This window comes from Halomonas terrestris, from assembly GCF_049166755.1.
GTDB lineage: Bacteria > Pseudomonadota > Gammaproteobacteria > Pseudomonadales > Halomonadaceae > Halomonas.
The window spans coordinates 186910-210609 of the sequence record NZ_JBMHFZ010000002.1 but is presented as its reverse complement, the minus strand read 5'-3'; the positions used below and the strand labels follow the sequence as shown (position 1 = coordinate 210609).

Genomic DNA, 23700 nt, shown 5'->3' with positions numbered 1-23700 from the left:
TATCAGAGCCAGTGAAACGGCGGCACCACTGCCGTGGGCACACCGCTCCCGGTCGGCAGCCGCCGCATGCGGCTGCCGACCGCGCGTGGCCGGCGCGAAGCGCCCGTCAGCCGAAGATCCCCTTGAAGGTGAAGAAGAACACGATGGCCAGGCCGGCGCCGGCCGGCAGGGTGATCAGCCACGACATCACGATGGTGCCGATGACCCGCAGGTTCAGTGCCGCCATGCCGCGGGCCAGGCCCACACCCAGCACCGCCCCCACCAGGGTATGGGTGGTGGAGATCGGCAGGCCGGTCCCCGAGGCGAGCACCACGGTGGTGGCGGCGGCCAGGGTGGCGGCGAAGCCGCGGCTGGGGGTGAGCTCGGTGATGCCGGTGCCCACGGTGGCGATCACCTTGTGGCCGTAGGTGATCAGGCCGACGACGATGCCGCCGCCGCCCAGCACCAGCACCCACCAGGGCACCAGGGCCGCGGCGTCGATGACGCCGTCGCTGCGTACCACGCTGATCACCGCCGCCAGCGGCCCCACGGCGTTGGCCACGTCGTTGGAGCCGTGGGCGAAGGCCATGGCGCAGGCGGTGAAGATCATCAGCACGCCGAACACCCGCTCCACGTTGCCGTAGCCGAACTGGTCGTCGATCCGGCGCTCGTACTGGATGCGCCGCTCCATGACGATGCCGAGGCCCATGATCACCAGGCCGATCGGGATCGACAGCAGCAGGCTCTGGCCGAAGTTCAAGTCGAGCCCGACATGCTTGAGGCCCTTGTTCAGGGTGACCATGGCGACGATGAAGCCGACCAGGAAGACGTAGGCCGGCAGATAGCGCTTGGCCGAGACGAAGGGGTCGCGGGCCTCGAAGATCAGGTGCTGCACCGACTTGAACAGCACATAGGCGATGGTGCCGGCCAGCAGCGGCGAGACCACCCAGCTCGAGGCGATGGTGCCGACCTTGCCCCAGGCCACCGCCTCCATGCCCAGGCCCACGGCGCCGAAGCCGACGATGGCACCGACGATGGAGTGGGTGGTGGAGACCGGCCAGCCCTTGGCCGAGGCGATCAGCAGCCAGATGGCCGCCGCCAGCAGCGCCGAGAGCATGCCGTAGACCAGGAACTGCGGGTCGGCCTCGAGCAGCCCCGGGTCGATGATGCCGCCACGGATGGTCGCGGTGACCTCGCCCCCCGCCAGCCAGGCACCGAGGAATTCGAAGACCACGGCGATGATGATCGCCTGCTTGATGGTGATGGCCCGGGACCCCACCGAGGTCCCCATGGCGTTGGCGACGTCGTTGGCGCCCACGCCCCAGGCCATGAAGAAGCCGAAGACACAGGCCAGGATGATGAAGATTTCGCCGTGCTGCACGATGATCGACATAGGGGATTCGTCCTATGTGGCTGTCAGGGGGTAGCGGATTGGCGTGATGGCGGACGCGCCGCGCACCCGAGGTTGCAGGGCGGCGAGGGATCGCATCCTAGCGGGCCGTGAGGATCTGCAGGCGGCTGCCGACGCGCTCGGCACGATCCGAGAGCTCGCCGACCCCGTCGATGATCTTGTAGAGAAAGACCACCTCCACCGGCGGCAGCTGGCCCTCCAGCTCGAACAGCTGGCGGCGGATGGCCACCTGCTGAGCGTCGGCCTGCTGCTCCAGCACGTGCAGCTCGCGGATCAGCTTCTGCATGACGTCGGAGACGTTGCGCCCGAAGCCGGACTCGAGCAGGTCCTTGAGCTCCTCCAGCGCATGGCGGGACTGGGCCACGCAGGCCACGGCGGTCTGCATGTAGTCGCGCATCGGCTGGGCCAGGGGCTCGGGCACCTGCATGCGCCGGCCGAGCATGATGCCGGTGATGTCGCGCACCTTGTTGGCGATCTTGTCCTGGACACTGATCAGGTCGAGGATGTCGGTACGCGATACCGGCAGGAACATGGTGTTGGGGAGGTTGAGCCGCAGTTCGGTCTTGAGCTCGTCGGCCTCGTGCTCGAGCCGGGTGATGGTCTCGCGGTGTGCTTCCGCGGCCTCCCAGTCACCCACGAGGGTGGCTTCGAAGAACGGCAGCAGCTGGTCGGCACATTCGTTGGCCTTGACGATGTGGGCCAGCAGCGGCTGGAATGGCGAGCGGCCGAACATCGCGGAGAACGGGTTGGGTGTGACCATGGGATCCATGTTCGCTGAGGAATTGGCGGCGACAGTATAGTGATCGACGCCGCCTTCGTCATGAAAATATCATGTTGGATTAACGAACCGAGGTGGCAATGCCATGAGCCAGGAGATCGAACTCAAGGTGGCGCTGGGCCCACAAGGCCCCGAGGCGCTGCGTCACCATCCACGGCTCGCCGGGCTCGTGCCGCGCCTTGCCACCCTCGGCAACACCTACTTCGACACCCCCGGGGGCGACCTGGAAGCGGCCCGCATGGCCCTGCGCCTGCGCCGGGTCGACGGGCGCCTGCTGCAGACCCTCAAGACCCGCGGCCAGGGCGGCGGCGGGCTCTCGCGTCGCGGCGAGTGGGAGTGGGAGGTGCCGGGGCCGGGGCTCGATCTCGAGGGGCTCGCCGCCCTGCCCCCCATGGCGGAGCTCGGCCACGCCCTGCTGGCCAGGCTGGTCCCGCGCTTTGCCACCGACTTCCGGCGCGAGACCTGGCGGATCGAGTCCGGCGACGCGCGCATCGAGCTGGCACTCGACCTGGGCGAGATACGCGCCGAGGGCCGCACGGTGGCGATCCGCGAGCTCGAGCTCGAACTCGAGGCCGGCGAGCCGGCGGCCCTCCAGGACCTGGCCGAGGAGCTGGCCGAGTCGGTCCCCCTGCGCCCGGCGGATACCAGCAAGGCCGCCCGTGGCGGTGCCCTGCTCGCCGGCCACTGGCAGTTGCCGGAAGGCGGTTCCGCCGACGCCTGGCTGCATCGTGCCGTGGTGGCGCTGGATGCCCTCGACGACACCGGCGATCCCGCCTGGCGAGAACGGGCCCGGGAGGCGCTCGCCCGGCTGGCCGGGCTCGAGGAGGGCCGCTACCGGCGCGAGGCCGAGGCGCTGGCCGCCGCCCTGGACGCCCCCGACTGGCCGACCCCCGCCTTCGGTCGCCTGGCGTTGCGCCTGGCTCGACGACTGCCCGCCGATGCCGAACTCTGATGCATCCCCTTTCCGTGTCGCCAGGGAGGCGCCTCGATGAACAACCCGTTCAAGCCTGCCGCCGAAGGCCTGCGCACCCGCATCTTCCAGGTCATCTTCGAGTCCGACACCCCGGTGGCCAAGGGCTTCGATGTCGCCCTGATCGGCATCATCCTGGCCAGCGTGCTGGTGGTGATGCTCGACAGCGTGGCGGCCTGGCATTCCGACTACGGCGACCTGTTCTACTGGCTGGAGTGGGGCTTCACCATCGCCTTCACGGTGGAACTCGCCGTGCGCCTCTACTGCCTCGACAAGCCATTGACCTACCTGCGCAGCTTCTACGGCATCGTCGACGTGATCGCCATCCTGCCCACCTGGCTGATGCTGATCATCCCCGGCGCCCAGTCGCTGGTGGTGGTGCGCCTGCTGCGGGTGCTGCGCATCTTCCGCGTGCTGCGACTGATGCAGTTCGTCGGCGAGGGCAGGCTGCTGGTGGAGTCGCTGCGCCGGGCCTGGCACCCGATCTTCCTGTTCCTGTTCACCGTGTTCATGCTGGTGACCATCTTCGCCTCGCTGATCTACCTGATCGAACCCGCCGAGGCCGGCTTCACCAGCATCCCCCAGGCCATCTACTGGGCCATCGTCACCCTGACCACGGTGGGCTACGGCGACATCGTCCCGGTCACCCCGCTGGGCCAGGGGCTCTCGGTCATGGTGATGCTCACCGGCTATTCGATCATCGTGGTGCCCACCGGGGTGTTCTCGGCGGAGGTGATCCGCTCGATCCGCCAGGAGCGCTACTCCGACGAGGCGTGTCCGGGCTGCGGCCACGACAGGCACGAGCGGGGAGCCAAGTACTGCCTGAAGTGCGGCACCTGGCTCGACGAGGAGACCCCGGATCCCAATGCCCCGAAGGACGAACGGGAAGACAGGGAGGGGAACCGGGAGAACGGCGGGGACTGAGCCCCGCCGGGACGCTGGCGGCTACTCGCGGAACGGCTCGACGTCGCCGCGCCCCTCGCGGACGATCTTCGGCGGCAGCTCGCGCAGGTCGATGACGCTGGTCGCCTCGAGGTGGCAGGCGCCGCCGTCGATGATCAGGTCGAGGTGGGTGCCGAAGCGGTCGCGGATCTCTTCCGGGTCGGTCATCGGCAACGTCTCGTCCACCGGGATCAGGGTCACGCTCATCAGCGGTTCCCCCAGGGCACCGAGCAGGGCTCGCGTGATGTTGTGATCCGGCACCCGCATGCCGATGGAGCGGCGCTTGGGATGCAGCAGCAGCCTCGGCACCTCGGTGGTGGCGTTGAGGATGAAGGTGTAGGCCCCCGGGGTATGGGCCTTGAGCAGCCGGAAGACGGCGTTGTCCACCTTGGCGTAGGTGCCGATCTCGGAGAGGTCCGAGCAGACCAGGGTGAAGTTGTGCTTGTCGTCCAGCGAGCGCAACCACTTGATCCTCTCGATGGCCTTCTTGTCGCCCAGGTGGCAGCCCAGGGCATAGCCGGAATCGGTGGGGTAGGCCACCACGCCACCGTCACGAATGATCTGTATCGCCTGGTCGATCAGCCGCTTCTGCGGGTTGTCTGGATGGATCTGGAAGAACTGGCTCATGCGAGCTCCCTGTTCGATGGCCGATGAATGTCTGTCACTATAGCGCGCTCCGGTGCTCACGCCGCGGCCTCGGCGAAGCCGGCCAGCCGCGGATGGGACCAGACCGGCGGGGTGGCGGTGCGCGGCACCGGACTCATGCTGCCCGGGGCCAGGTGGCCGCCGGGGAAGTGGAAGTCACTGCCCAGCGAGGCGTAGAGCTCGCGCTCCTGGAACTGGCGGGCCAGGTCCCGGGTCGCGTCCGGGTTCTGGAAGCCGCTGACCAGCTCGGCGGCCTGGCCGCCCGCGGCGCGGAAGGCGTCCAGCAGCAGGCCCCGCTTGCGCCGGGTCAGGCCGTGACGCAGCGGATGCGCGAGTACCGCCACGCCGCCGGCATCGAGGATCCAGCCCACCGCCTCGGCGAGCTCCGGCCAGTGCGCCTTGACGTCGCCGGCCTTGCCGTTGCCGAGGTGCTTCCTGAAGGCCGTGGCCACATCAGGCACCAGCCCCGCCGCCACCAGGGCCCTGGCGAAGTCGGGTCGACCCAGCGGGCGCAGGGAACCGGCCTGTTCCCGGGCGCGGGACAGGGCATCCTCGAGCCCCAGCTTCTCCATGCGCCGGGCAATGAGTTCGGCGCGGGCCTGGCGGGCCACGGCCTGGCGCTCGAGCCCCTCGACCAGGGCACCCTGCGCTCCCTCGGGCAGCAGGGCGACCACATGGATATTGATCCCGGCCCAGCGGGTGGAGAGCTCGCTGCCGGGCATCAGGCGGATGCCCTCGCGCTCGGCAGCAGCGGCGGCCTCGGCGATGCCGGCCATGGTATCGTGATCGGTGAGCGCCATGTGAGTCAGGCCGCGCGCCCGGCACAGCGCCACCACCTCGGCGGGCGGCAGGGCGCCGTCCGAGGCGGTGGAGTGCATGTGCAGGTCGACGGTCAACGGGCGGCTCTCGCCCTCGAAACGGGCGGGAAGTGCATTCATTGGCATGACGCCGGCAGGTGACTTTGTCAGAATATCCTTACATGGTGCTCGCCCGGCCGATATCGGTCAATGTCGAGCCCCGCTGGCCCCCTGCGGCCCGTGCCGCACAACCCCGAGGAAGCGACTGCGATGCTCTATGCGATCATCAGCGAAGATGTGAAGAACAGCCTGGAGCGGCGCCTTGCCGCCCGCCCCGACCACCTGGCCCGCCTCGAGACGCTGCGCGACGAGGGGCGCCTGGTCCTGGCCGGCCCGCATCCGGCCATCGACAGCGAAGACCCGGGCGAGGCCGGCTTCTCCGGCAGCCTGGTGGTGGCCGAGTTCGACAACCTGGAGGAGGCCCAGGCCTGGGCCGATGCCGACCCCTACATGATCGCGGGGGTCTACGCCAGGGTGACCGTCAAGCCCTACAAGAAGGTCTTCCCCTGACTTATCCACCGAGGGTTTTGCACAGACTCTGTGGATAACGCTGTTGATACGCCGCGGACGCCTTGCGACAGCCCTGTCACGATGGCGCTGCGGCGGCAATGATCAAGTTCTGACCAGCACCTGCCCATCGGAGCCACGCCTTGACCGCTACCGCCGATGGCCTGCCTCCGATGGCGGGCCTGGAGACTGCCTGCCTCGACTGGCGCCGGGACGAGACGGGCGAGTCCTCGCCCCACTCCCGGGCCTTCGACGATGTCTACTTCTCCCGCCATGACGGCCGGGCCGAGACCGAGCATGTCTTCATCGCCGGCAACGACCTGCCACGGCGGTTCGCCGAGTGGCGCGAGACGCGCCCCTTCGTGATCGGCGAGACGGGCTTCGGTACCGGGCTCAACCTGCTCTGTGCCTGGGCCTGCTTCGACACCCATGCCCCGGCGGGCGCGAGGCTGCACCTGGTCTCCACCGAACGGTTCCCGCTCACCCGCGAGGACCTGGCCCGGGCGCTCGCCGCCTGGCCCGACCTCGCCCCGCGTGCCGCGCGGCTGGTGGCCCAATGGCCCGAGCCGGTGGCCGGGGTACACCGACTGTGGCTCGACGAGAGGGTGACCCTGGACCTGCACTTCGGCGATACCACCGAACGCTTGCGGCTCCTCGACGGCCGGATCGACGCCTGGTTCCTCGACGGCTTCGCGCCGGCCAAGAACCCGGAGATGTGGCGGCCCGAACTGTTCCTCGCCATGGCGGCCCGCTCGCGCCCCGGGGCGACCTTCGCCACCTTCACCTGTGCGGGCGTCGTCAAGCGCGGCCTGGCCGAAGCAGGCTTTGCCTGGCGCAAGGTGCCGGGCTTCGGTCGCAAGCGCGAGATGCTCGCCGGCGAGATCGACGCGCCACCGCTGGATGAGCGGCGAACCCGCTCCCCCTGGTTCACGCCCCCCGCCGCCCGGCCGCCGCGCCGTGTGGCGGTGATCGGCGCCGGCATCGCCGGGGCCAGCACCGCCGCCGCCCTGGCCCGGCGCGGCGTCGCGGTCACCCTGATCGACCGCTTCGACCGTGCCAGCCTCGGCGAGACCCACCTGCAGGGGGCGCTCTACGTGAAGCTGGCCGTGGACACCAACCTGCAGAGCCGCACCTACCTGGCCGGGCTGCTGCACAGCCGGCGCTGGCTCGAAACACTCGACCCCGAACAGCGGCTGTGGCGTCCCAGCGGCGTGCTGCAGCTGGCCCTGAGCGAGAAGGAGCAGGCACGCCAGGCGCGCTTCCTGGCCAACCACCCGCTGCCCGAGAGCGTGGTGCGCGGCCTCGACGCCGAGGCGGCCAGCGCGGTGGCCGGCATCGAGGTGCCGGGGCCGGCTCTGGACTACCCCTGCGCCGCCTGGGTCCGGCCGCTCTCGCTCTGCACGCGCCTGGCCGCCACCTCGGGCGTCGCCTTCCGGCAGGGCGAGGTGACGGCGCTGGAGAAGGACGCCGACGGCTGGAACCTGAGCCTGGCCGACGGCGAGGTGCTTCGGGCCGACCAGGTGGTGGTCGCCGGGGCCAGCGAGGCCGCCGGCTTCGCCCAGACCGCCGCCCTGCCCCTGCAGCCGGTGCGCGGCCAGGTCAGTCAGCTTGCGGTCCCCGAAGGCGCCCCCACCCTGGGTCGGGTAGTGTGCGCCGGCGGCTATGTGCCCCCGGCGGCGGACGGTGTGCTCAACTTCGGCGCCACCTTTGCCCCGGGAGAGACCGACACGGCGGAGCGCGAGGCGGACCACGCCGCCAACCTGGCCGAGCTGGCCCGGGGCCTGCCCGCCTTCGTCGAGGCGCTGCGCGCCGCGGGGGCGGATCTATCCCCCGCACGCCTCACCGGCCGGGTGGGCGTACGGGCGGCGAGCCCCGACAAGTCGCCCTACGCCGGGCCGGTACCCGACGCCGAGGCGTGGCGGGAGGACTACGCGGTGCTGGCCCGGGACGCCACCCAGGTGCCCGACGTCACGGGGCGCCACCACGAGGGGCTCTGGATCAGCGCCGCCCATGGCTCCCGGGGGCTGGCCAGCGCGCCGCTCTGCGCGGAGCTGCTGGCCTCGATGATCTGCGACGAGCCGCTGCCCCTGGAGCAGCCGCTGGTGGACCATCTGCACCCGGGCCGGCGGATCATCAGGGACCTGGTGAGGGGGAAGCAGGCCTGACTCGCAGCCTTCTGTGGGAGTTCGGCTCCGCCGAGCGATTGGCGCCGCAGGCGCCTTGGCGGAAACCGCCAACGTTGCCGACCACCGCCCAGCGCCGCTTCGCGCCGCATCGCCCCGCAAAGCGCGGCTCCCACAGGCAGGCAAATCCCCGCCTCGGCGGCGGATGACCGCCAGCGCCCCTGTGGGAGTGCAGATTTTCTGCGCGATTGGCGCCGAAGGCGCCCCGGCGGCAACCGTCAGCGTTGCCGACCACCGCCCAGCGCCGCTTCGCGCCGCATCGCCCCGCAAAGCGCGGCTCCCACAAGGTGGTCGATGCCTGCCCTGGAGCTCCGCTCCCACAGCGGACGGGCTGCGGCCATGGATCCCTACCCTTCCTCGTCGTCGGCCAGGTCGCGGCCGAAGGCGCGCCACTGGGCCAGCGTCATCACCTCGGTGCTCTCGGTCTGGAGATCGTGGGCGATGATCAGCTCGCCACGCTCGAGCTGGCGCTTGAGCTCGGCGACCCAGCCTTGCATGCCCTCGCCGGTGTCGGTGGTGTCGTAGCCCTGGCGGGTGACGAAGGCCTCGAGGAGGGCATCCAGGGTCTCGCCCGGCAGCATGCGGTAGGGGACCTCGATAAAGCGACCGTCATTCATTGCGCTTCCTCTCCGTTCTCCCAGGCCTCGAGCCGGGCGAGGAAGGCCGCCTCGTCGAGCACCTCGACGCCGAGCTGCATGGCCTTCTCGAGCTTGCTGCCGGCCCCCGGGCCGGCCACCACCCCGGCGGTCTTCTTCGACACGCTGCCGGCGACCTTGGCGCCCAGTGCCTGCAGGCGTGCCTTGCCCTCGTCGCGGGTCATGCTCTCCAGGGTGCCGGTGAGCACCCAGGTCTGGCCCGCCAGCGGCTGGGGACGCTCGCCGACCTTCTCCTCCTCCCACTGCAGGCCGCAGGCGATCAGCTCCTCGATGGTCTCGCGGTTGTGGGGCTGGCGGAAGAAGGTGTGCACATGGGCGGCCACCACCGGGCCGACGTCCTCCACGGCCTCGAGGTCCTCGACCTCGGCGGCCATCAGGGCCTCCAGGGTACCGAAGTGGCGCGCCAGGTTGGCGGCGGTGGCCTCGCCCACCTCGCGGATGCCCAGGGCGTAGATGAAGCGGGGCAGGGTCGTCCGCTTGGCCCTCTCCAGCGCCGCCACCAGGTTCTCGGAGGACTTCTGCGCCATGCGCGGCAGGTCGGCCAGCCGCTCGGCCTCGAGCCGGAACAGGTCCGCCGGCGAGGTGACCCAGTCGCGCTCGACCAGCTGATCGATCAGCTTCTCGCCGAGGCCGTCGATGTCGAGCGCGCGGCGCGAGGCGAAGTGCTTGAGGGCCTCCTTGCGCTGGGCGGCACAGTAGAGCCCGCCGGAACAGCGCGAGACGACCTCGCTCTCGATGCGCTCGATCTCGGAGTCGCACACCGGACAGCGGCTGGGGAAGACGATCTCCCGGGCATCCGCCGGGCGCTCCTCCTCCAGCACCCGCACCACCTGGGGAATCACGTCGCCGGCGCGGCGGATGGCCACGGTGTCGCCGATCATCACCCCCAGGCGGGCGATCTCGTCGGCGTTGTGCAGGGTGGCATTGGAGACGGTGACGCCGGCCACCGAGACCGGCTCGAGCCGCGCCACCGGGGTGATCGCCCCGGTACGGCCGACCTGGAACTCCACGTCGTTGAGCCGGGTGGTCTGTTCCTGGGCGGGGAACTTGTAGGCGATGGCCCAGCGCGGCGCGCGGGCCACGAAGCCCAGCTCGCGCTGCAGGCGCAGGTCATCGACCTTGATCACCACGCCGTCGATGTCGTAACCGAGGCCGTCGCGCTTCTCGCCCAGGGTGCGGCAGTAGTCGATCAGCCCCTGGCTACCGGTGACCACCTCGAGTTCGGCGCTGGTGCGCAGGCCGAGATCGCCGAGGCGCGCCATCAGCTCGCTGTGGGTGGCGTCGCCCGGGTCCGGATCGATCCGCGCCACCTGGTAGGCGCTGAACTCCAGCGGCCGGGTGGCGGTGATCCTGGGGTCGAGCTGGCGCAGGCTGCCGGCGGCGGCGTTGCGCGGGTTGGCGAAGACCTTGCCGCCCTCCTCCCGTGCCCTGTCGTTCAGGGCCTCGAAGCCGGCATGGCTCATGATCACCTCGCCGCGCACCTCCAGCAGGTCCGGGGGGGCATTACCGCGCAGCCTGAGCGGGATGGAGCGCAGGGTGCGCAGGTTGGAGGTGATGCCCTCGCCGATGCGGCCGTCGCCCCGGGTGGCACCGCTGACCAGCACGCCATGCTCGTAGACCAGCGACACCGCGGCGCCGTCGAGCTTGGGCTCGCAGCAGAAGGCCAGGTCGTCGCCGTCCCGCTCGAGGCGGTCGCCGATGCGCTTGACGAAGGCGGCGAGCTCCGCCTCGTCGAAGGCGTTGTCCAGCGACAGCATCGGCACGGCGTGCTGGACCTCGGGGAAACCGGCGTCCGGTGCCGCGCCGACCCGCTGGGTGGGCGAGTCCGGCGTCACCAGCTCGGGGTGCGCGTCCTCGATTTCCTGCAACCGGCGCAGCCGGCGGTCGTAGTCGGCATCGGTCAGGCGCGGCTCGTCGAGCACGTAGTAGCGATAGTTGGCATCCTCGAGCTCGGCACGCAGGCGCACGACCTCGTCGCGGATCTTCTGGTCGGGCTGACTCATGGTGTCCCTGGTCTGGTATCACGAAGGCCGGGCTATTTTCGCATACCCGCGTTTTCTGCACCCCATAAAGGAACAACCCCATGAGTTCATGGGGTTGTTCCTGTTCCAGCTTCAAGCTTGCCGCTTCCGGCTTCAGTTCACCTGATAGCGGTTGAGGCGGTTGCGCCTCTCGAACTCCTGAACCCGCTGGCGGGCGAATTCCACCGTCTGGGCGGTCATCACGCTCTGGTTCTCGTCCTTCAGCTCGCCGCCCATGTTACGCACGACGACCATGGCGGTCTCGACCATCGCCTCGAAGGCGGCCGCGGTGTCGCTGGCTCCCGGCAGGGGCATCAGCAGGGTCACGCCCGGGGTACGGAAGTCGTCCATGGACTCGATGGGGAAGGTGCCCGGCTTGAGCACATTGACCATCGAGAACTGCAGCTGACTCTCCGGGTCTTCGGTCTCGAAACGGTGGAAGATGCCCATGTCGCGGCTGTAGCGGAGCCCGCAGGCGAGCATCAGGTCGAGCAGCGCGGTCCCCGAGAAGCCCTCCTCCTCGCGCGACATCACGCTGATGACGATGATCTCCTCGGCGTGGCTGAGCGCGTGCCGGGCGTGCTCGGCGCTGACGTCGTGACGCAGGGCCTTCTCCAGCACCGGATGGGCGCGCACCACATCGCTCTGGTAACGCTCCTCGAAGGCCGGGGCCTCGTCGCGGTGCGCCTGTCGCTCGGCGGCCGGGGATTCGCTGTCGTCAGGACGACGGGCATCGGCCCCGGACGCGAGCTCCTCGGCACTGCGCAGCCGCGGCGGGGTGAACAGTGGATCGTCGTCGTCGGCCTGGGCGATGGCCTCGGCCTCGCGGGCCGCCTTCGCCTCCTCGGCCCGGCGACGCTGTTCGGCCTCGCGGGCGGCCTTCTCTGCCCTCTCCTGCTCGCGGCGCTCCCTCTCGAGCCGCTTCTGCTCGCGGCGGTCGGCGATGGACTTCTGCAGCGAGGCACCGAAGCGCTGCATCGTGGCACCCATGCGCCGCGATCCGCTCTTGATCGTGTCGCCCACGCCGTCGAGATCCACCAGGCGATGGCGCTCGATCTCCTGGTAGTCGTCGTGGTCCCCGGGATCGGCGGCCAGGGGTTCGGCCCCTGCCTCCATCCCGGTCTCGGCGGTATCGTCCTCCCAAGCCGAGAGGCTGGGTTCACGCCGCCCCTCAGTGGCCCCCTCGCTGGACGGCGACCCGTGGTCTTCCGCCACCGCCGGGCTGGCTTCCGTCTGACGGGAAGCCGGCTCGGCCGGGCGGGAAGCGGCGGGCTCGTGGCGCGTTTCACGCGCAGGCGGGAATTCCGGCTCCGCGGATGCCGTGCTTGCCGACGAGGCCGCCTCCTGGCTGGCGCTCGCCCTCAGGCCGGCCAGCACGCGAGAGGGGCCGGGATGTGCCTGGCGTTCGAGCTTGGGCTTGGGTTGCAGGCTACTGTAATCCGCGGGCCTGACGACTCGCGCCCCTCCATTGGGCAGTTCCCAGTTGATTTCAGCCTCGCGGGCCGCCGCTTCGGGGTCGAGGTCCTGCCCTCGCGCATCGCCTTCCACCTCGTCGAGGCGAGGGATTCGACGCTGACGCTGCAGGCGACGCACTCCATCGATGACGATGAGGGTCACCAGCGCCAACCCCAGGATGATCAGCCACTCTCTAAGTTCCATGGGTCGTCATGCCTTTTGCTAAGGCGCCATGCCTGATGGTTGTCCGTCAACAGCATAGCGCGATTGCCAAAAAAAGGGCCACTTTTTTTGTTTGTCAAGCCCGGCCTTTTTCTGCCGAGAGTCGACAGTGCCCTGTGCAATCGCCCTTCCATAATCCCAGTGCATCCATGCAATGCAGCAACGTTACCTTCCTTGTTACCCCTTTTGCCGTTCACGATCAAGTCCATCAGGCCTCGGCCAGGGCCGCGGCCTCCTCGACGCCCACCGCCACCAGGCGTGATACCCCGGGCTCCTGCATGGTCACGCCCATGAGACGTTCCGATGCTTCCATGGCGATCTTGTTGTGGGTGATATAGATGAACTGGACGGTCTCCGACATCTCCTTCACCAGCTTCGCATAGCGACCCACATTGGCATCATCGAGGGGAGCATCCACCTCGTCGAGCATGCAGAAGGGTGCCGGATTGAGCTGGAAGATGGCAAAGACCATCGACAGGGCGGTGAGTGCCTTTTCGCCACCGGACAGCAGGTGAATGGTGCTGTTCTTCTTGCCCGGTGGCCTCGCCATGATGGCCACGCCGGTCTCGAGCAAATCCTCGCCGGTCAGGGTCAACCATGCGGTTCCGCCGCCGAAGACCCGCGGAAAAAGTGACTGCAGGCCGGCATTGACTCGCTCGAAGGTCTCGCGGAAGCGGGTACGGGTTTCCTGGTCGATGCGGCGGATCGCCCGGTCGAGGGTCTCCAGGGCCTCGCTGAGCTCGGCGTGCTGGGCTTCCAGGTAGTCGCGCCGCTCGGCCTGCTGGTCGTACTCCTCGATGGCCGCCAGGTTGATGGCCCCGAGCCGGCGGATGCGCTCGCCGAGCTCCTCGAGGCGGGTCTGCCAGGCGGACTCGGTGGCATTGGGATCGAGCGACTCGGCCAGGGCATCGGCGTCGTGACCCAGTTCGCCGAGCTGCTCGTCCTGGGTCTCGGCCTTGAGCCTCAGCGCCTGGACCTGCATCCGCGCCTCCTGCAGCCGCTCGCGGATACCCTCGAGGTTGCGCTCGTGGCCCTGGCGGGCCTGTTCGTCCTTGCGCAGCCGCTCGACCAGTTCGGCGGCCCGGCTGCGTACCTCGTTCAGGGCGCGCTCCTCGCGCTCGCGGCGGTCGAGCAGTTCGTCGAGTCGCTCGCGGCGCTCCTCCTCCGGTTCGCGCAGCATCTCGCGCTCCTCCTCGAGCTCGGCGGCACGCTGCTCGAGGCGCTCGCGCACCTCGCCGGCGCGCCCCTGCTGCTCGGCCAGACCGGCCCGCTCGGCGCTCAGGCGCTCCTGCTCCAGGGCGAGCCGCTGGACCTCGTCGGCCAGCGGACGCTGCCGACTGCGCAGCGAGGCGAGCCGCTCGCGGGCCTGCTGGCGCTCGCGGTCGAGCCGCTCGCGCCGCTCGGTGCCCTCCTCGAGCCGGGCCATGGCCTGCTGCCAGCGATCCCGCACCTCCTCGATGGCCAGCAATGCCTCCTCGCGCGCCTCGACCAGCCCGGCGAGCTCTTCGTCGAGTTCGGCCGCCCGCCCTTCGAGATGCTCGAGGCGACTGGCCAGGCCACTGTCCTGCACGGCCAGTTGCTGGCACTGCTGGTCGAGGTCCCGCTCCTCCAGCCGCGACGCTTCCAGGGCCCCCTCGGCCTGCTCGACTCGCTCGGCGGCGGCGGCGAGGCGCGTCTCCTGCTCGTCCAGGCGCGCCTCGACCTCGTCGAGTTCGCTGCGGGCCTCGGCCTCGCGGCGTCGGCTGACCAGCAGGGCATCGAGCCCCTCGCCCTGGCCGCGGTGACGCGCCCAGCCATCCCCCAGCCAGAGGCCGTCGGCGGTGATCAGGCTCTCGCCGGACGAGAGCGAGGCCCGTTCCGCCCAGGCCGCCTCGCGGGACTCGACACAGCGGATGCCGGCCAGCCACTGGGCGGCGGCGCCGGCGCCCCGGACACGCGCCGCGAGGCTGTCGGCCGGGGCGGGGCGCGCGTCGGCCTCGAGCAGGCCGAGCTCCCCGGGCGCGGCATCCAGGGCCGCCCGCCCTTCGGCGAGCGGGCCCAGGCGAGCCCGTATCCAGGGAGCGAGCACCCAGGAGACCGCCTCCTCCCAGCCCGGGTCGACCTCGAGGCTCTCGCCCAGGCGCGGGGCCTCGGCCAGGCCGCGCTCGGCCAGGTGAGCGTCGAGGGCCTCGTCGTGATCGGCCAGGCCGGCCTGGATCAGGGCCTCCAGGGAGGCCAGCTCGCCCTGCAGTTCGCTGCGCCGCTGACGATCGGCCTCGCGTGCCTGTTCGGCCTCGCGCACCTGCTCCCGTGCCTCGTCCCGGCTGGCCTGGAGCGACTCGCGACGCTCCTCCACCGCGTCGCGCGACAGCGCCAGCTCGGCCAGGCGCTCGGCCAGCTCCCGGCGTTGTTCGCCGAGCAGGGCGATGTCGGGCAGCTCGTCATGCTGCTGGCGGCGGCGGCGCTCGTCGCCCTCGATCCGCTCGAGTCGCGACTCCAGCTCGCGCAGGCGGTCCTGGCTGCGCTCGGCCTCGCGGCTGGCTTCACGCCACTGCTCGTTGAAGGCTTCCCAGGCGGCATCGGCCTCCTCGGCCTCGGGCTCTGTCTCCTCGACGCCGGCCTCCAGCTGGGCCAGCTGCTCGGCGGCCTCCTCGCGCTCGGGGGTGAGGGTCTCGAGCCGTTCATCCAGGCGCACCAGGCGTTCGCCGTCGTCCTCGCCCAGGCGGTCGAGCTCGGCCAGTTCGCGCCGGGCATTCTCCAGGTCGCGGGCGAGCTGGGCATCGCGGGCTCGGGCGTGCTCGATGTCCTGCTCGAGGCGGGCAATGGCGGTGGTGGTCTCGTAGAAGCGACCCTGCTGGGCATCGAGTTCGCCGGCCAGGCGGTCGTGGTCGGCGCGGGCCTCCTCGAGGCGGGTCTCGCACTGGCGCAGTCCCAGGACCTCGCGCTCGACGCCGGTCTCCAGCTCGCGGACGCGGGTCTCCTGCTCGGTCTGGCTGGCCCGCAGGGCACGGGCGCGCAGCAGTGCCAGCTCGCCCTTCACCCGATGCTCCTCCTGCTTGAGGGTCTGGTAGCGGCGGGCGGCCTCGGCCTGGCGCCTGAGGCGCTCGAGCTGCTTGTCGAGCTCCTCGCGGATGTCCTCCAGGCGCTCCAGGTTCTCCTGGGTGCGGCGCATGCGATTCTCGGTCTCGCGGCGGCGCTCCTTGTACTTGGAGATGCCGGCGGCCTCCTCGAGAGTCGCCCGCAGCTCCTCGGGGCGTGCCTCGATCAACCGCGAGATCATGCCCTGGCCGATGATGGCATAGGAGCGCGGCCCGAGGCCGGTGCCGAGGAAGAGGTCGGCGATGTCGCGGCGGCGGCACTTCTGGCCGTTGAAGAAGTAGCTCGACTGGGCGTCGCGGGTGACCAGGCGCTTGACGGCGATCTCGGCATACTGGGCGTAGATGCCGCCCATGGCACCGTCGCGATTGTCGAAGAGCAGCTCGATGGAGGCCTGCCCCACCGGCTTGCGGCCGGTGGAGCCGTTGAAGATCACGTCGGTCATCGACTCGCCGCGCAGGGTCTTGGCCGAGGACTCCCCCATGACCCAGCGCACGGCATCGATGATGTTCGACTTGCCGCAGCCGTTGGGCCCGACGATGGCCGTCATGTTGCCGTCGAAGGGCACCGTGACCGGATCGACGAAGGACTTGAACCCGACCAGGCGGATCGACTTGAGACGCATGACGGCTTTCCCGTTCTTGTTATTGGAAGAAGGTCACTCGAAGACGCGGTCGATCACCACCTCGACGGGATCACCGTCGACGCTGCCCACCGCAACACCCTCGCGGTCGCCGAACAGGTCGCCGGCCCGGGGAGTGGCATCGCCGCTGGACGAGACGCGCACCATCAGCCTCGCCTCGTTCACCTGGGAGAGACTCGCCTCGGGCGACATCGAGCGGCTGTCGTCGAGCACCAGCTCGGTCGGCAGGTCGGCCAGGCTCAGCCGGGCCACGGCCAGCGGCGGCAGCTCGCCCTCCATGTCCCGGGCCACCACGAAGACCGCGGCATCGTCGTCGAGGCGACCGACCAGGTCGTCGTCCAGGCTGACCCGCACATGGATGCCGGGGCCCTCGGCGGCAACCGGGTCCTGCGCGTCCGGGGCAACCCCCATGCGCTGCTGGGCCACGCGGATGCCCTCGCGCAGGGCCTCGCCGGAGGCGGGGTCGTCCATGCCGGCGATGGCACGCCGCCAGTGGTCGATGGCCGCCTCGTAGTTGCCGCGGTCGAAGGCCTCGATCCCCAGCACGCCGAGGACGGTGGGCTGGCTGGAGTCCAGCGCCAGGGTCTCGTCGACCAGCGCCTGCACCTCGCCGGTGAGCTGCCGGTTGGCGACGAAGAACTTGATCTGCGCCAGCTGGCCGAGAAGCGGTGCGATACGCCCCTCGATCTCGATCAGCCGCTCCAGGGCATGGATCGCCTGGTCGCCCCGGCCGGCATCGCGATAGAGCGGGAACAGCGACATCCACACATTGGGATTGTCGGGCTGGCGGGCGGCCTGCTCCTCGAGTCGCTCGATCATCACCTCCATCGAGGCGTCCGGCTGGCTCATCACGTCCTGCTGGACCGCCAGCAGGGTGAGGTCGCCTTCGGCCCCCTCGCGCTGATACCAGAGCACGCTGGCCACCACCACCGCGACCATCATCACCGGCACCGCGAGGCGCCCGGTGGCGGAGCCCTTGAGGGGCGAGCGCTTGAGGCTCTCCGTGTCGTCGAGCAGGCTGCGATCGAGCTCGAGGCGGTCCTCCTCGAAGCGGCCCTGGTCGATGTCCCCCCGCTCGAGGGCGGCCTCGAGGGAAGCCAGGCGACGGTGATAGATGGCCACGTTCTGCTCGGCGGAACGGTCGTTGGCCTCGAAGTCACGCTGGGCGTCGTGCAGGGCACGGGAGCGCCGCAGGGGAGCCGCCAGCAGCCACAGGGCCGGGAGCAGCAGGATGGCGAAGGCAATCCAGAGTAGGGTCATTCGGTCCTCTCGCGATTGATCAGGGCATCGAGGCGCGCACGCTCCTCGGCGCTGAGGGCACTGGCCGAGGCATTGCGCCGCGCACGCACGACGAGGATCACCAGCACGCCGCCGAGCAGCACCAGGGCGGCGGGCAGCCCCCACAGCAGGAAGGTGCGCCCTTCCAGGCGGGGGTTGTAGAGCACGTAGTCGCCGAAGCGCTGCACCATGTGATCGCGGATCTCCATGTCCGAACGGCCATCCTGCAGCAGCAGGTAGACGCGGTCGCGCATGTCGCCGGAGACCGGCGCATCGGAGTCGTTGATCGCCTGATTCTCGCAGGTCGGACAGCGCAGCGAGGCGGTCAGGCTGCGATATCGCTGTTCGAGCACCGGGTCGTCGAACTCCCGCACCTCGATGGCCGCGGCCTGGGCCAGGCCGGCCACCAGCAGCAGGGCGAGCGTCGTGATCAGGGATCGCATCAGCGCCATCTTTCCACCTCCGGCAGGATCTTGTCGCGGACGTCACCCGGCGCGATATAGCCCACATGGTGATAGCGGATCACCCCGTCGGCATCCACCAGGAAGGACTCGGGCGCGCCGAACACGCCCAGTTCGAAGCCCAGCTCGTTGTCCGGGTCGAAGATATTGATCTCGAAGGGGTTGCCGAACTCCTCCAGGAAGCCCAGCCCCTTCTCGCGGGTGTCCTTCCAGCTGATGCCGACCATGCGGATGTCGTGGCGCTGGGAGAGGTCGAGCAGCTGCGGCATCTCGCGCTTGCACTCGGGGCACCACTCGCCCCAGACATTGACCAGGGTGAGCTCGCCGGTGGTCAGCAGCGAGCGGTCCACCCGGCGTTCGGGCTCCTCCAGGGTGGCGAGATCGAACTCGGGGAAGTCCCGGGCCATCAGCGCGGAATCCCGGTGGAAGGGATTCAACGACAGCCCCTGGTAGAGAAACACCGAGAGCACCAGGAAGCCGGCCAGGGGCAACAGCAGCAGCAGACGACGCTTCATGCGGTGGCCTCCCGCTGCCGGGCCTCGGCCGCCGCTTCGGGATCACGGGCGGTGGCCAGGCGGCGGTAGCGCTTGTCGGCCACCGCCAGGATGCCGCCGGCCGCCATCAGCAGGGCGCCCAGCCACAGCCAGCGCACGAAGGGCTTGTACTGCACGCGCATGGCCCAGGTGCCGTCCTCGAGGTCCTCGCCCATGGCCACGTAGAGATCACGGAAGAGGCCGGGGCGCAGGGCGACCTGGGTCATCGGCATGCCGCGGGCGATGTAGAGCCGCTTTTCCGGCGTCATGGTGAAGCTGCGACGGCTCTCGCCACGCTGCACCTCGATCAGCGCGCGGTCGGCCAGGAAGTTGGCCCCGCGGCGGCTGGTGAGCTCGGTCATGGTGAAGGTGTAGCCGGCGACCTGCACGCTGTCGCCCGGGCCCATGCGCACGTTGCGCTCGATGTTGTAGTTGGACACCACGGCCACGCCGATGATGGTGACCGCCACGCCGAGGTGGCCGAGTTGCATGCCCCAGTAGGCCAGCGAGAGCTTCTTGAGGCCGGCCAGCCGCGTGGGGGCGTTGCGCGTCTTGTCGTGGAGGTCGCGCAGCATCGGCAGCACGATCCAGAGTGCCGTGACGAAGCCCAGGGCCACCCAGAGGTTCCACTCCGCGCCATAGAAGACCGGGATCAGCCCACCGATCAGCACGGCTGCCAGGGCCGCCCACCACAGCCGCCGCCACAGCTCGCGGCCATCCATGCGCTTCCAGCGCGACAACGGCCCGAGGCCCATGAACACGCACATGATCACGGTCAGCGGCACGAACAGCGCGTTGAAGTAGGGAGGGCCCACGCTGATCTTGCCGAGGTTCAGTGCATCGAGGAGCAGCGGGTAGACCGTCCCCATCAGCACGGTGACGGTCATGATCACCAGCATGATGTTGTTGATCAGCAGCAGGGCGTCGCGGGAGAGCCAGGTGAAGCCCACCTTGTGGCTGACCCGCGGGGCCCGCAGGGCGAAGATGAGCAGCGACAGGCCCACGGTGATGCCCAGCAGCACCAGGATGAAGAAGCCGCGTGACGGATCGTTGGCAAAGGCGTGCACCGAGGTGAGCACCCCGGAACGCACCAGGAAGGTGCCCAGCAGCGACAGCGAGAAGGTGGTGATCGCCAGCAGCACCGTCCAGCTCTTGAAGGCACCGCGCTTCTCGGTGACGGCCAGGGAGTGCATCAGTGCGGTGCCGGTGAGCCACGGCAGCAGCGAGGCGTTCTCCACCGGGTCCCAGAACCACCAGCCGCCCCAGCCGAGCTCATAGTAGGCCCACCAGCTGCCCAGCGCGATGCCCACGGTGAGGAATGCCCAGGCCAGGTTGGTCCAGGGGCGCGCCCAGCGGGTCCAGGCGGCGTCCAGACGCCCACCCAGCAGGGCGGCGATGGCGAAGGCGAAGACCACCGAGAAGCCCACGTAGCCCATGTAGAGCATCGGCGGGTGGACGATCAGGCCGAAGTCCTGCAGCAGCGGGTTCAGGTCGGCGCCGTCCTGGGGCATGTTGGGCAGCAGCCGCTCGAAGGGGTTGGAGGTGACCAGGATGAACAGCAGGAAGCCGACACAGACCAGCCCCATCACGCCGATGACCCGGGCGACCATGTCACGGGGCAGCTCGCGCGAGAAGCGCGCGGCGAAGTAGCCCCAGCCGGCGAGCATCAGGCTCCACAGCAGTACCGAGCCCTCGTGGTTGCCCCAGACAGCACTGGCCTTGTAGTACCAGGGCAGCATGGAGTTGGAGTTGTTGGCCACGTTGGCGACGCTGAAGTCATCGAGCATGTAGCTCGCCGTCAGGCAGGCGTAGGCGACGGCCACGAACAGGAACTGCCCGGCCGCCATGGGCCGGGCATAGGCCATCCACAACGGCCGACGGGTCGCCGCACCGGCCAGGGGCATCACCGCCTGCACCACCGCCAGCAGCAGCGCGATGATCAGGGCAAAGTGGCCGATTTCGGGAATCATCAAGGTCTGCATGGACACTCCGGATCAGTTCTGGCTGGCGCCGTCGCCCTCGGCTTCGAGCCGCTTGCCGACCTCGGCGGCCTTGGCCTGGTAGTCGGCGGGCGAGTAACCCGCTTCCTCCAGCGCCTGGGCCACCTCGGGGGGCATGTAGTTCTCGTCGTGGCGGGCCAGCACCTGGTCGGCCTTGAGGTAGCCGTCGTGCTGCAGCTGGCCGACCACCACCACCCCCTGCCCCTCGCGGAACAGGTCGGGGAGGATGCCACTGTAGTGTACGCGCAGGTCGTCCACATAGTCCGTCACGGTGAACTCCACATCCAGGCTATCGCGATTGCGCGACACCGAGCCCTCCTTGACCATGCCGCCGGCGCGGATCTGGCGCTCGTAGGGGGCATCACCGGCGGCGATCTGCACCGGGCTGAAGAAGAGGTTGATGTTGGCGCGCAGCGCGTAGAGGGTCAGGCCCACGGCGATGGCGGCCAGGGCGACGAGCCCCAGGATCACGTAGAGTTTCTGCTTGCGTTTCGGTGTCAGGCTAAGTGTCATGACGATTACCACCCGATTGATGTGAAACTCTCGCCACCTCGCCCTGGTCGGCTCCCAGGCGCTGCTCGCGACGGGCGCGACGCTGCAGGTTGCGCAGCAGTTGGCGGCGCTCGGCGCGGGCGTGCAGGACGATGCCGCCCAGCAGCACCGCGGTGACGGCCCACGAGGCCCAGACGTAGGGGGCATGTCCCCCCATGGCGATGAATTCGTTGAAGGATTCGAAGGCCATCAGCGCTCCTCTCCGGCCAGGTCACGCACCCAGCGCTTGTTGGATTCGCGGCGCAGGATCTCGCTGCGGGTGCGCATCAGGGTCAGGGCGATGAAGAAGCTGTAGAAGCCCAGCACCATGATCAGCAGCGGTGCCCACATCTCCATGGGCATGCCGACGCGCCCGGTGACGGTGAAGGTGGCCGGCTGATGCAACGTATACCACCAGTCCACCGAATACTTGATGATCGGGATGTTGATGACGCCCACCATGGCCAGCACCGAGGCCGCTCGGGAGGCGCTGTCACGGCTCGAGAAGGCCCCGCGCAGGGCGATGACGCCGAAGTAGAGGAACAGCAGGATCAGCATGGATGTCAGGCGCGCGTCCCACATCCACCAGGTGCCCCAGGTAGGCACGCCCCACACGGCACCGGAGAACAGCGCGATGAAGGCCATGGCCGCGCCCAGCGGCGCCATCATGGCGGCGGCCATGTCGGCCACCTTGATCTTCCAGACCATGTAGACCAGCCCGGCCACCGCCATGCTGACGAAGATCGACTGGGCCAGGAAGGCCGCCGGCACGTGCACGTAGATGATGCGGAAGCTGTTGCCCTGCTGGTAGTCGGCCGGCGCAAAGGCCAGGCCCCAGACGGTCCCGACCAGGATCAGCGCGGCCGCGGCGACCCAGAACCACGGCATCAGGCGTGCACTGATGGCGTAGAACCATTTGGGGGAACGCAATTTGTTAATAAAGGCCCACATGCCTCTCCACCTCTCAACCGTTGATGCTGATACGCAGTGACGCCGCGATCGCCCAGGGGGCCAGCATCAGTGCCAGCGCCAGCAGAGCCCCCAGGATGGCCAGATGGGCCACGGCCCCGTCGCCCAGGATGGCCGCCTGTACGGCACCGGCGCCGAAGATCAGCACCGGGATGTAGAGCGGCAGGACCAGCAGCGACAGCAGCACCCCGCCCCTCGAGAGCCCCACGGTCAGGGCCGCACCGATGGCCCCGATCAGGCTCAGGCTGGCGGTCCCCAGGGCCAGCGATAGCGCCAGGATCAGGTAGCTGCCGGCGGGCAGCGACAGCATGATCCCCAGCACCGGCGCCATCAGGGACAGCGGCAGGCCGGTGAGCAGCCAGTGTACCGCCACCTTGGCCAGCCCCAGGGCAGCCAGCGGCTGGGGCGTGAGCAGCAGCTGCTCCAGGGAGCCGTCGTCATAGTCGCCGCGAAACAGGCTGTCCAGCGAGAGCAGCGCCGCCAGTAGCGCCGCCACCCACAGCAAGCCGGGGGCGATGGTGGCCAGCAACTCCGGATCCGGCGAGATACCGATCGGAAACAGGGTGATCACCAGGGCGAAGAACACCAGCGGGTTGAGCACCTCGCTGCGTCGCCGCAACAGCAGCACCAGGTCGCGTTTCAGGGTTGCCCGCAATGCGACCATCAGGCCGCCGTGAGGTTCCCGCCGGAAGGGCATGGCCGCCTCGGAGTCGGTGATGGAGGTCTCAGTGCCGGGCATCGCTCCCTCCCCCGCCGAGGCGGATGCGCCTCAGCTCGTCGGTGGCCCGCAACTCGTGGTGGGTGGTGACCAGCACGCAGCCCCCGTCCCGGGCATGGGCAACGAGCCGTGCCTCCAGGGCCGCCACGCCGTCACGGTCGATGGCGGTGAAGGGCTCGTCGAGCACCCACAGGGGGCGGGGCGTCAGGTCCAGCCGGGCCAGCGCCACACGGCGCTGCTGCCCCGCGGAGAGCTGTCCCGTCGGCACGTCCTCGAAGCCGAGAAGCCCCGCGCCCTCCAGGGCCGCCAGGCGTGCCTCCTCGTCGTCGGCCTCGCCGGCCAGCGCCTGGTACCAGGCGAGATTCTCCAGCGGCGTCAGGGCCGCCTTGACCCCCGGCGCGTGCCCCAGGTAGAGCAGGCTGGAGAGGAAGTCGCCACGCACGCGGCGCATCGGCATCCCGTTCCAGAAGAGCTCGCCCTGGTAGTCGGTCAGCTGTCCTGACAGGATCTTGAGCAGCGTGGTCTTGCCGCTGCCGTTGGGCCCTTCGACCCGTACGATCTCACCGGCACGTATGTCCAGCTCGAGACCCTCGAACAGCCAGCGGTCGTCACGCTCGCAGGCCAGCTCACGGGCTTGCAGACGCAGGGTCAAGGCACTCTCCCGGCATGGGTAATTTCGCCCGGAACTCTACACGGAAAGGGCTTTTGCTGCCAGAGGAGCTCGTGCGTCAGCCAGTCGCAGTTGACCTGCATCAACGCTACCGTCTGCGGCCGCCCCTTGCCAGATCCCGCCCCCCTGCTATGCTTCAGATTCACTGTACGTATCGACAGGGGTTTGCTCACCGATCCGCAGACAGGAGAGACGC

21 protein-coding genes are annotated in these 23700 nt (G+C 69.5%); 4 read left to right on the top strand and 17 right to left on the bottom strand.

Translation table 11 applies throughout. The features are described 5' to 3' along the window. Positions 1 to 106: 106 nt before the first annotated feature. Positions 107 to 1372 (bottom strand): inorganic phosphate transporter, encoded by a 1266-nt coding sequence (locus tag ACOMD9_RS03255; protein ID WP_421412118.1) that lies wholly within the window; start codon positions 1370 to 1372, stop codon positions 107 to 109. Positions 1373 to 1469: 97 nt separating this feature from the next. Continuing rightward, positions 1470 to 2150, bottom strand: coding sequence for a TIGR00153 family protein (locus ACOMD9_RS03250; protein ID WP_421412117.1), 681 nt, complete (start codon positions 2148 to 2150; stop codon positions 1470 to 1472). Between the two features lie 103 nt (positions 2151 to 2253). Between ACOMD9_RS03250 and ACOMD9_RS03245 the strand changes: the two genes are divergently transcribed. Next, positions 2254 to 3120: a CYTH domain-containing protein gene (locus tag ACOMD9_RS03245; RefSeq protein WP_421412116.1), complete on the top strand. Its 867-nt coding sequence runs from the start codon at positions 2254 to 2256 to the stop codon at positions 3118 to 3120. A gap of 36 nt (positions 3121 to 3156) precedes the next feature. Continuing rightward, entirely contained in the window at positions 3157 to 4062 is a 906-nt protein-coding gene (locus tag ACOMD9_RS03240; RefSeq protein WP_421412115.1) for an ion transporter, read from the top strand. Between the two features lie 21 nt (positions 4063 to 4083). On the opposite strand, the gene ACOMD9_RS03235 is transcribed toward ACOMD9_RS03240, so the two are convergent. Further along, positions 4084 to 4707, bottom strand: a complete 624-nt coding sequence (locus ACOMD9_RS03235; protein WP_421412114.1) for an L-threonylcarbamoyladenylate synthase — start codon at positions 4705 to 4707, stop codon at positions 4084 to 4086. Between the two features lie 56 nt (positions 4708 to 4763). Further along, the gene (locus ACOMD9_RS03230; protein WP_421412113.1) at positions 4764 to 5669 is read right to left on the bottom strand and encodes a PHP domain-containing protein; all 906 of its coding nucleotides are present in this window, start codon (positions 5667 to 5669) and stop codon (positions 4764 to 4766) included. 123 nt (positions 5670 to 5792) lie between these two features. On the opposite strand from ACOMD9_RS03230, the gene ACOMD9_RS03225 reads away from it, so the two are divergent. After that, positions 5793 to 6092 (top strand): YciI family protein, encoded by a 300-nt coding sequence (locus ACOMD9_RS03225; RefSeq protein WP_421412112.1) that lies wholly within the window; start codon positions 5793 to 5795, stop codon positions 6090 to 6092. A gap of 140 nt (positions 6093 to 6232) precedes the next feature. Continuing rightward, positions 6233 to 8254 carry a bifunctional tRNA (5-methylaminomethyl-2-thiouridine)(34)-methyltransferase MnmC2/FAD-dependent 5-carboxymethylaminomethyl-2-thiouridine(34) oxidoreductase MnmC1 gene (gene mnmC / locus ACOMD9_RS03220; RefSeq protein ID WP_421412111.1) on the top strand — a complete coding sequence of 674 codons (2022 nt, stop codon included), beginning with the start codon at positions 6233 to 6235 and terminating at the stop codon, positions 8252 to 8254. A 365-nt stretch (positions 8255 to 8619) separates the two neighbouring features. Here mnmC and ACOMD9_RS03215 read toward each other — a convergent pair whose 3' ends face one another. The 13 genes from ACOMD9_RS03215 to ccmA form a co-directional block, all read right to left on the bottom strand. Further along, positions 8620 to 8889 (bottom strand): YheU family protein, encoded by a 270-nt coding sequence (locus ACOMD9_RS03215; protein WP_421412110.1) that lies wholly within the window; start codon positions 8887 to 8889, stop codon positions 8620 to 8622. Next, complete coding sequence (gene ligA, locus ACOMD9_RS03210; protein WP_421412109.1) at positions 8886 to 10931, bottom strand: NAD-dependent DNA ligase LigA; 2046 nt, start codon at positions 10929 to 10931, stop codon at positions 8886 to 8888. The genes ACOMD9_RS03215 and ligA overlap by 4 nt, the downstream gene beginning before the upstream one ends. 132 nt (positions 10932 to 11063) lie before the next feature. Next, positions 11064 to 12608, bottom strand: coding sequence for a cell division protein ZipA (gene zipA / locus ACOMD9_RS03205; RefSeq protein ID WP_421412108.1), 1545 nt, complete (start codon positions 12606 to 12608; stop codon positions 11064 to 11066). A gap of 226 nt (positions 12609 to 12834) precedes the next feature. Then, positions 12835 to 16326: a chromosome segregation protein SMC gene (gene smc / locus ACOMD9_RS03200; RefSeq protein WP_421412107.1), complete on the bottom strand. Its 3492-nt coding sequence runs from the start codon at positions 16324 to 16326 to the stop codon at positions 12835 to 12837. A gap of 33 nt (positions 16327 to 16359) precedes the next feature. Further along, positions 16360 to 17604 carry a c-type cytochrome biogenesis protein CcmI gene (gene ccmI, locus ACOMD9_RS03195; protein WP_421412106.1) on the bottom strand — a complete coding sequence of 415 codons (1245 nt, stop codon included), beginning with the start codon at positions 17602 to 17604 and terminating at the stop codon, positions 16360 to 16362. Continuing rightward, complete coding sequence (locus ACOMD9_RS03190) at positions 17601 to 18074, bottom strand: cytochrome c-type biogenesis protein (RefSeq protein WP_421412105.1); 474 nt, start codon at positions 18072 to 18074, stop codon at positions 17601 to 17603. The genes ccmI and ACOMD9_RS03190 overlap by 4 nt, the downstream gene beginning before the upstream one ends. After that, the gene (locus ACOMD9_RS03185; protein WP_421412104.1) at positions 18065 to 18598 is read right to left on the bottom strand and encodes a DsbE family thiol:disulfide interchange protein; all 534 of its coding nucleotides are present in this window, start codon (positions 18596 to 18598) and stop codon (positions 18065 to 18067) included. The genes ACOMD9_RS03190 and ACOMD9_RS03185 overlap by 10 nt, the downstream gene beginning before the upstream one ends. After that, complete coding sequence (locus tag ACOMD9_RS03180) at positions 18595 to 20586, bottom strand: heme lyase CcmF/NrfE family subunit (RefSeq protein ID WP_421412285.1); 1992 nt, start codon at positions 20584 to 20586, stop codon at positions 18595 to 18597. The genes ACOMD9_RS03185 and ACOMD9_RS03180 overlap by 4 nt, the downstream gene beginning before the upstream one ends. Positions 20587 to 20610: 24 nt before the next feature. Next, positions 20611 to 21117, bottom strand: a complete 507-nt coding sequence (gene ccmE, locus ACOMD9_RS03175) for a cytochrome c maturation protein CcmE (RefSeq protein ID WP_421412284.1) — start codon at positions 21115 to 21117, stop codon at positions 20611 to 20613. Between the two features lies 1 nt (position 21118). Then, positions 21119 to 21358 carry a heme exporter protein CcmD gene (gene ccmD, locus ACOMD9_RS03170; protein ID WP_421412103.1) on the bottom strand — a complete coding sequence of 80 codons (240 nt, stop codon included), beginning with the start codon at positions 21356 to 21358 and terminating at the stop codon, positions 21119 to 21121. Further along, positions 21358 to 22098 (bottom strand): heme ABC transporter permease, encoded by a 741-nt coding sequence (locus ACOMD9_RS03165; protein ID WP_421412102.1) that lies wholly within the window; start codon positions 22096 to 22098, stop codon positions 21358 to 21360. Before ACOMD9_RS03165 ends, ccmD begins: the two co-directional genes overlap by 1 nt. Before the next feature lie 13 nt (positions 22099 to 22111). Further along, positions 22112 to 22855 carry a heme exporter protein CcmB gene (gene ccmB, locus ACOMD9_RS03160; RefSeq protein WP_421412101.1) on the bottom strand — a complete coding sequence of 248 codons (744 nt, stop codon included), beginning with the start codon at positions 22853 to 22855 and terminating at the stop codon, positions 22112 to 22114. Beyond that, positions 22842 to 23486 carry a cytochrome c biogenesis heme-transporting ATPase CcmA gene (ccmA, locus tag ACOMD9_RS03155; RefSeq protein WP_421412100.1) on the bottom strand — a complete coding sequence of 215 codons (645 nt, stop codon included), beginning with the start codon at positions 23484 to 23486 and terminating at the stop codon, positions 22842 to 22844. Before ccmA ends, ccmB begins: the two co-directional genes overlap by 14 nt. Between the last annotated feature and the right edge of the window lie 214 nt (positions 23487 to 23700).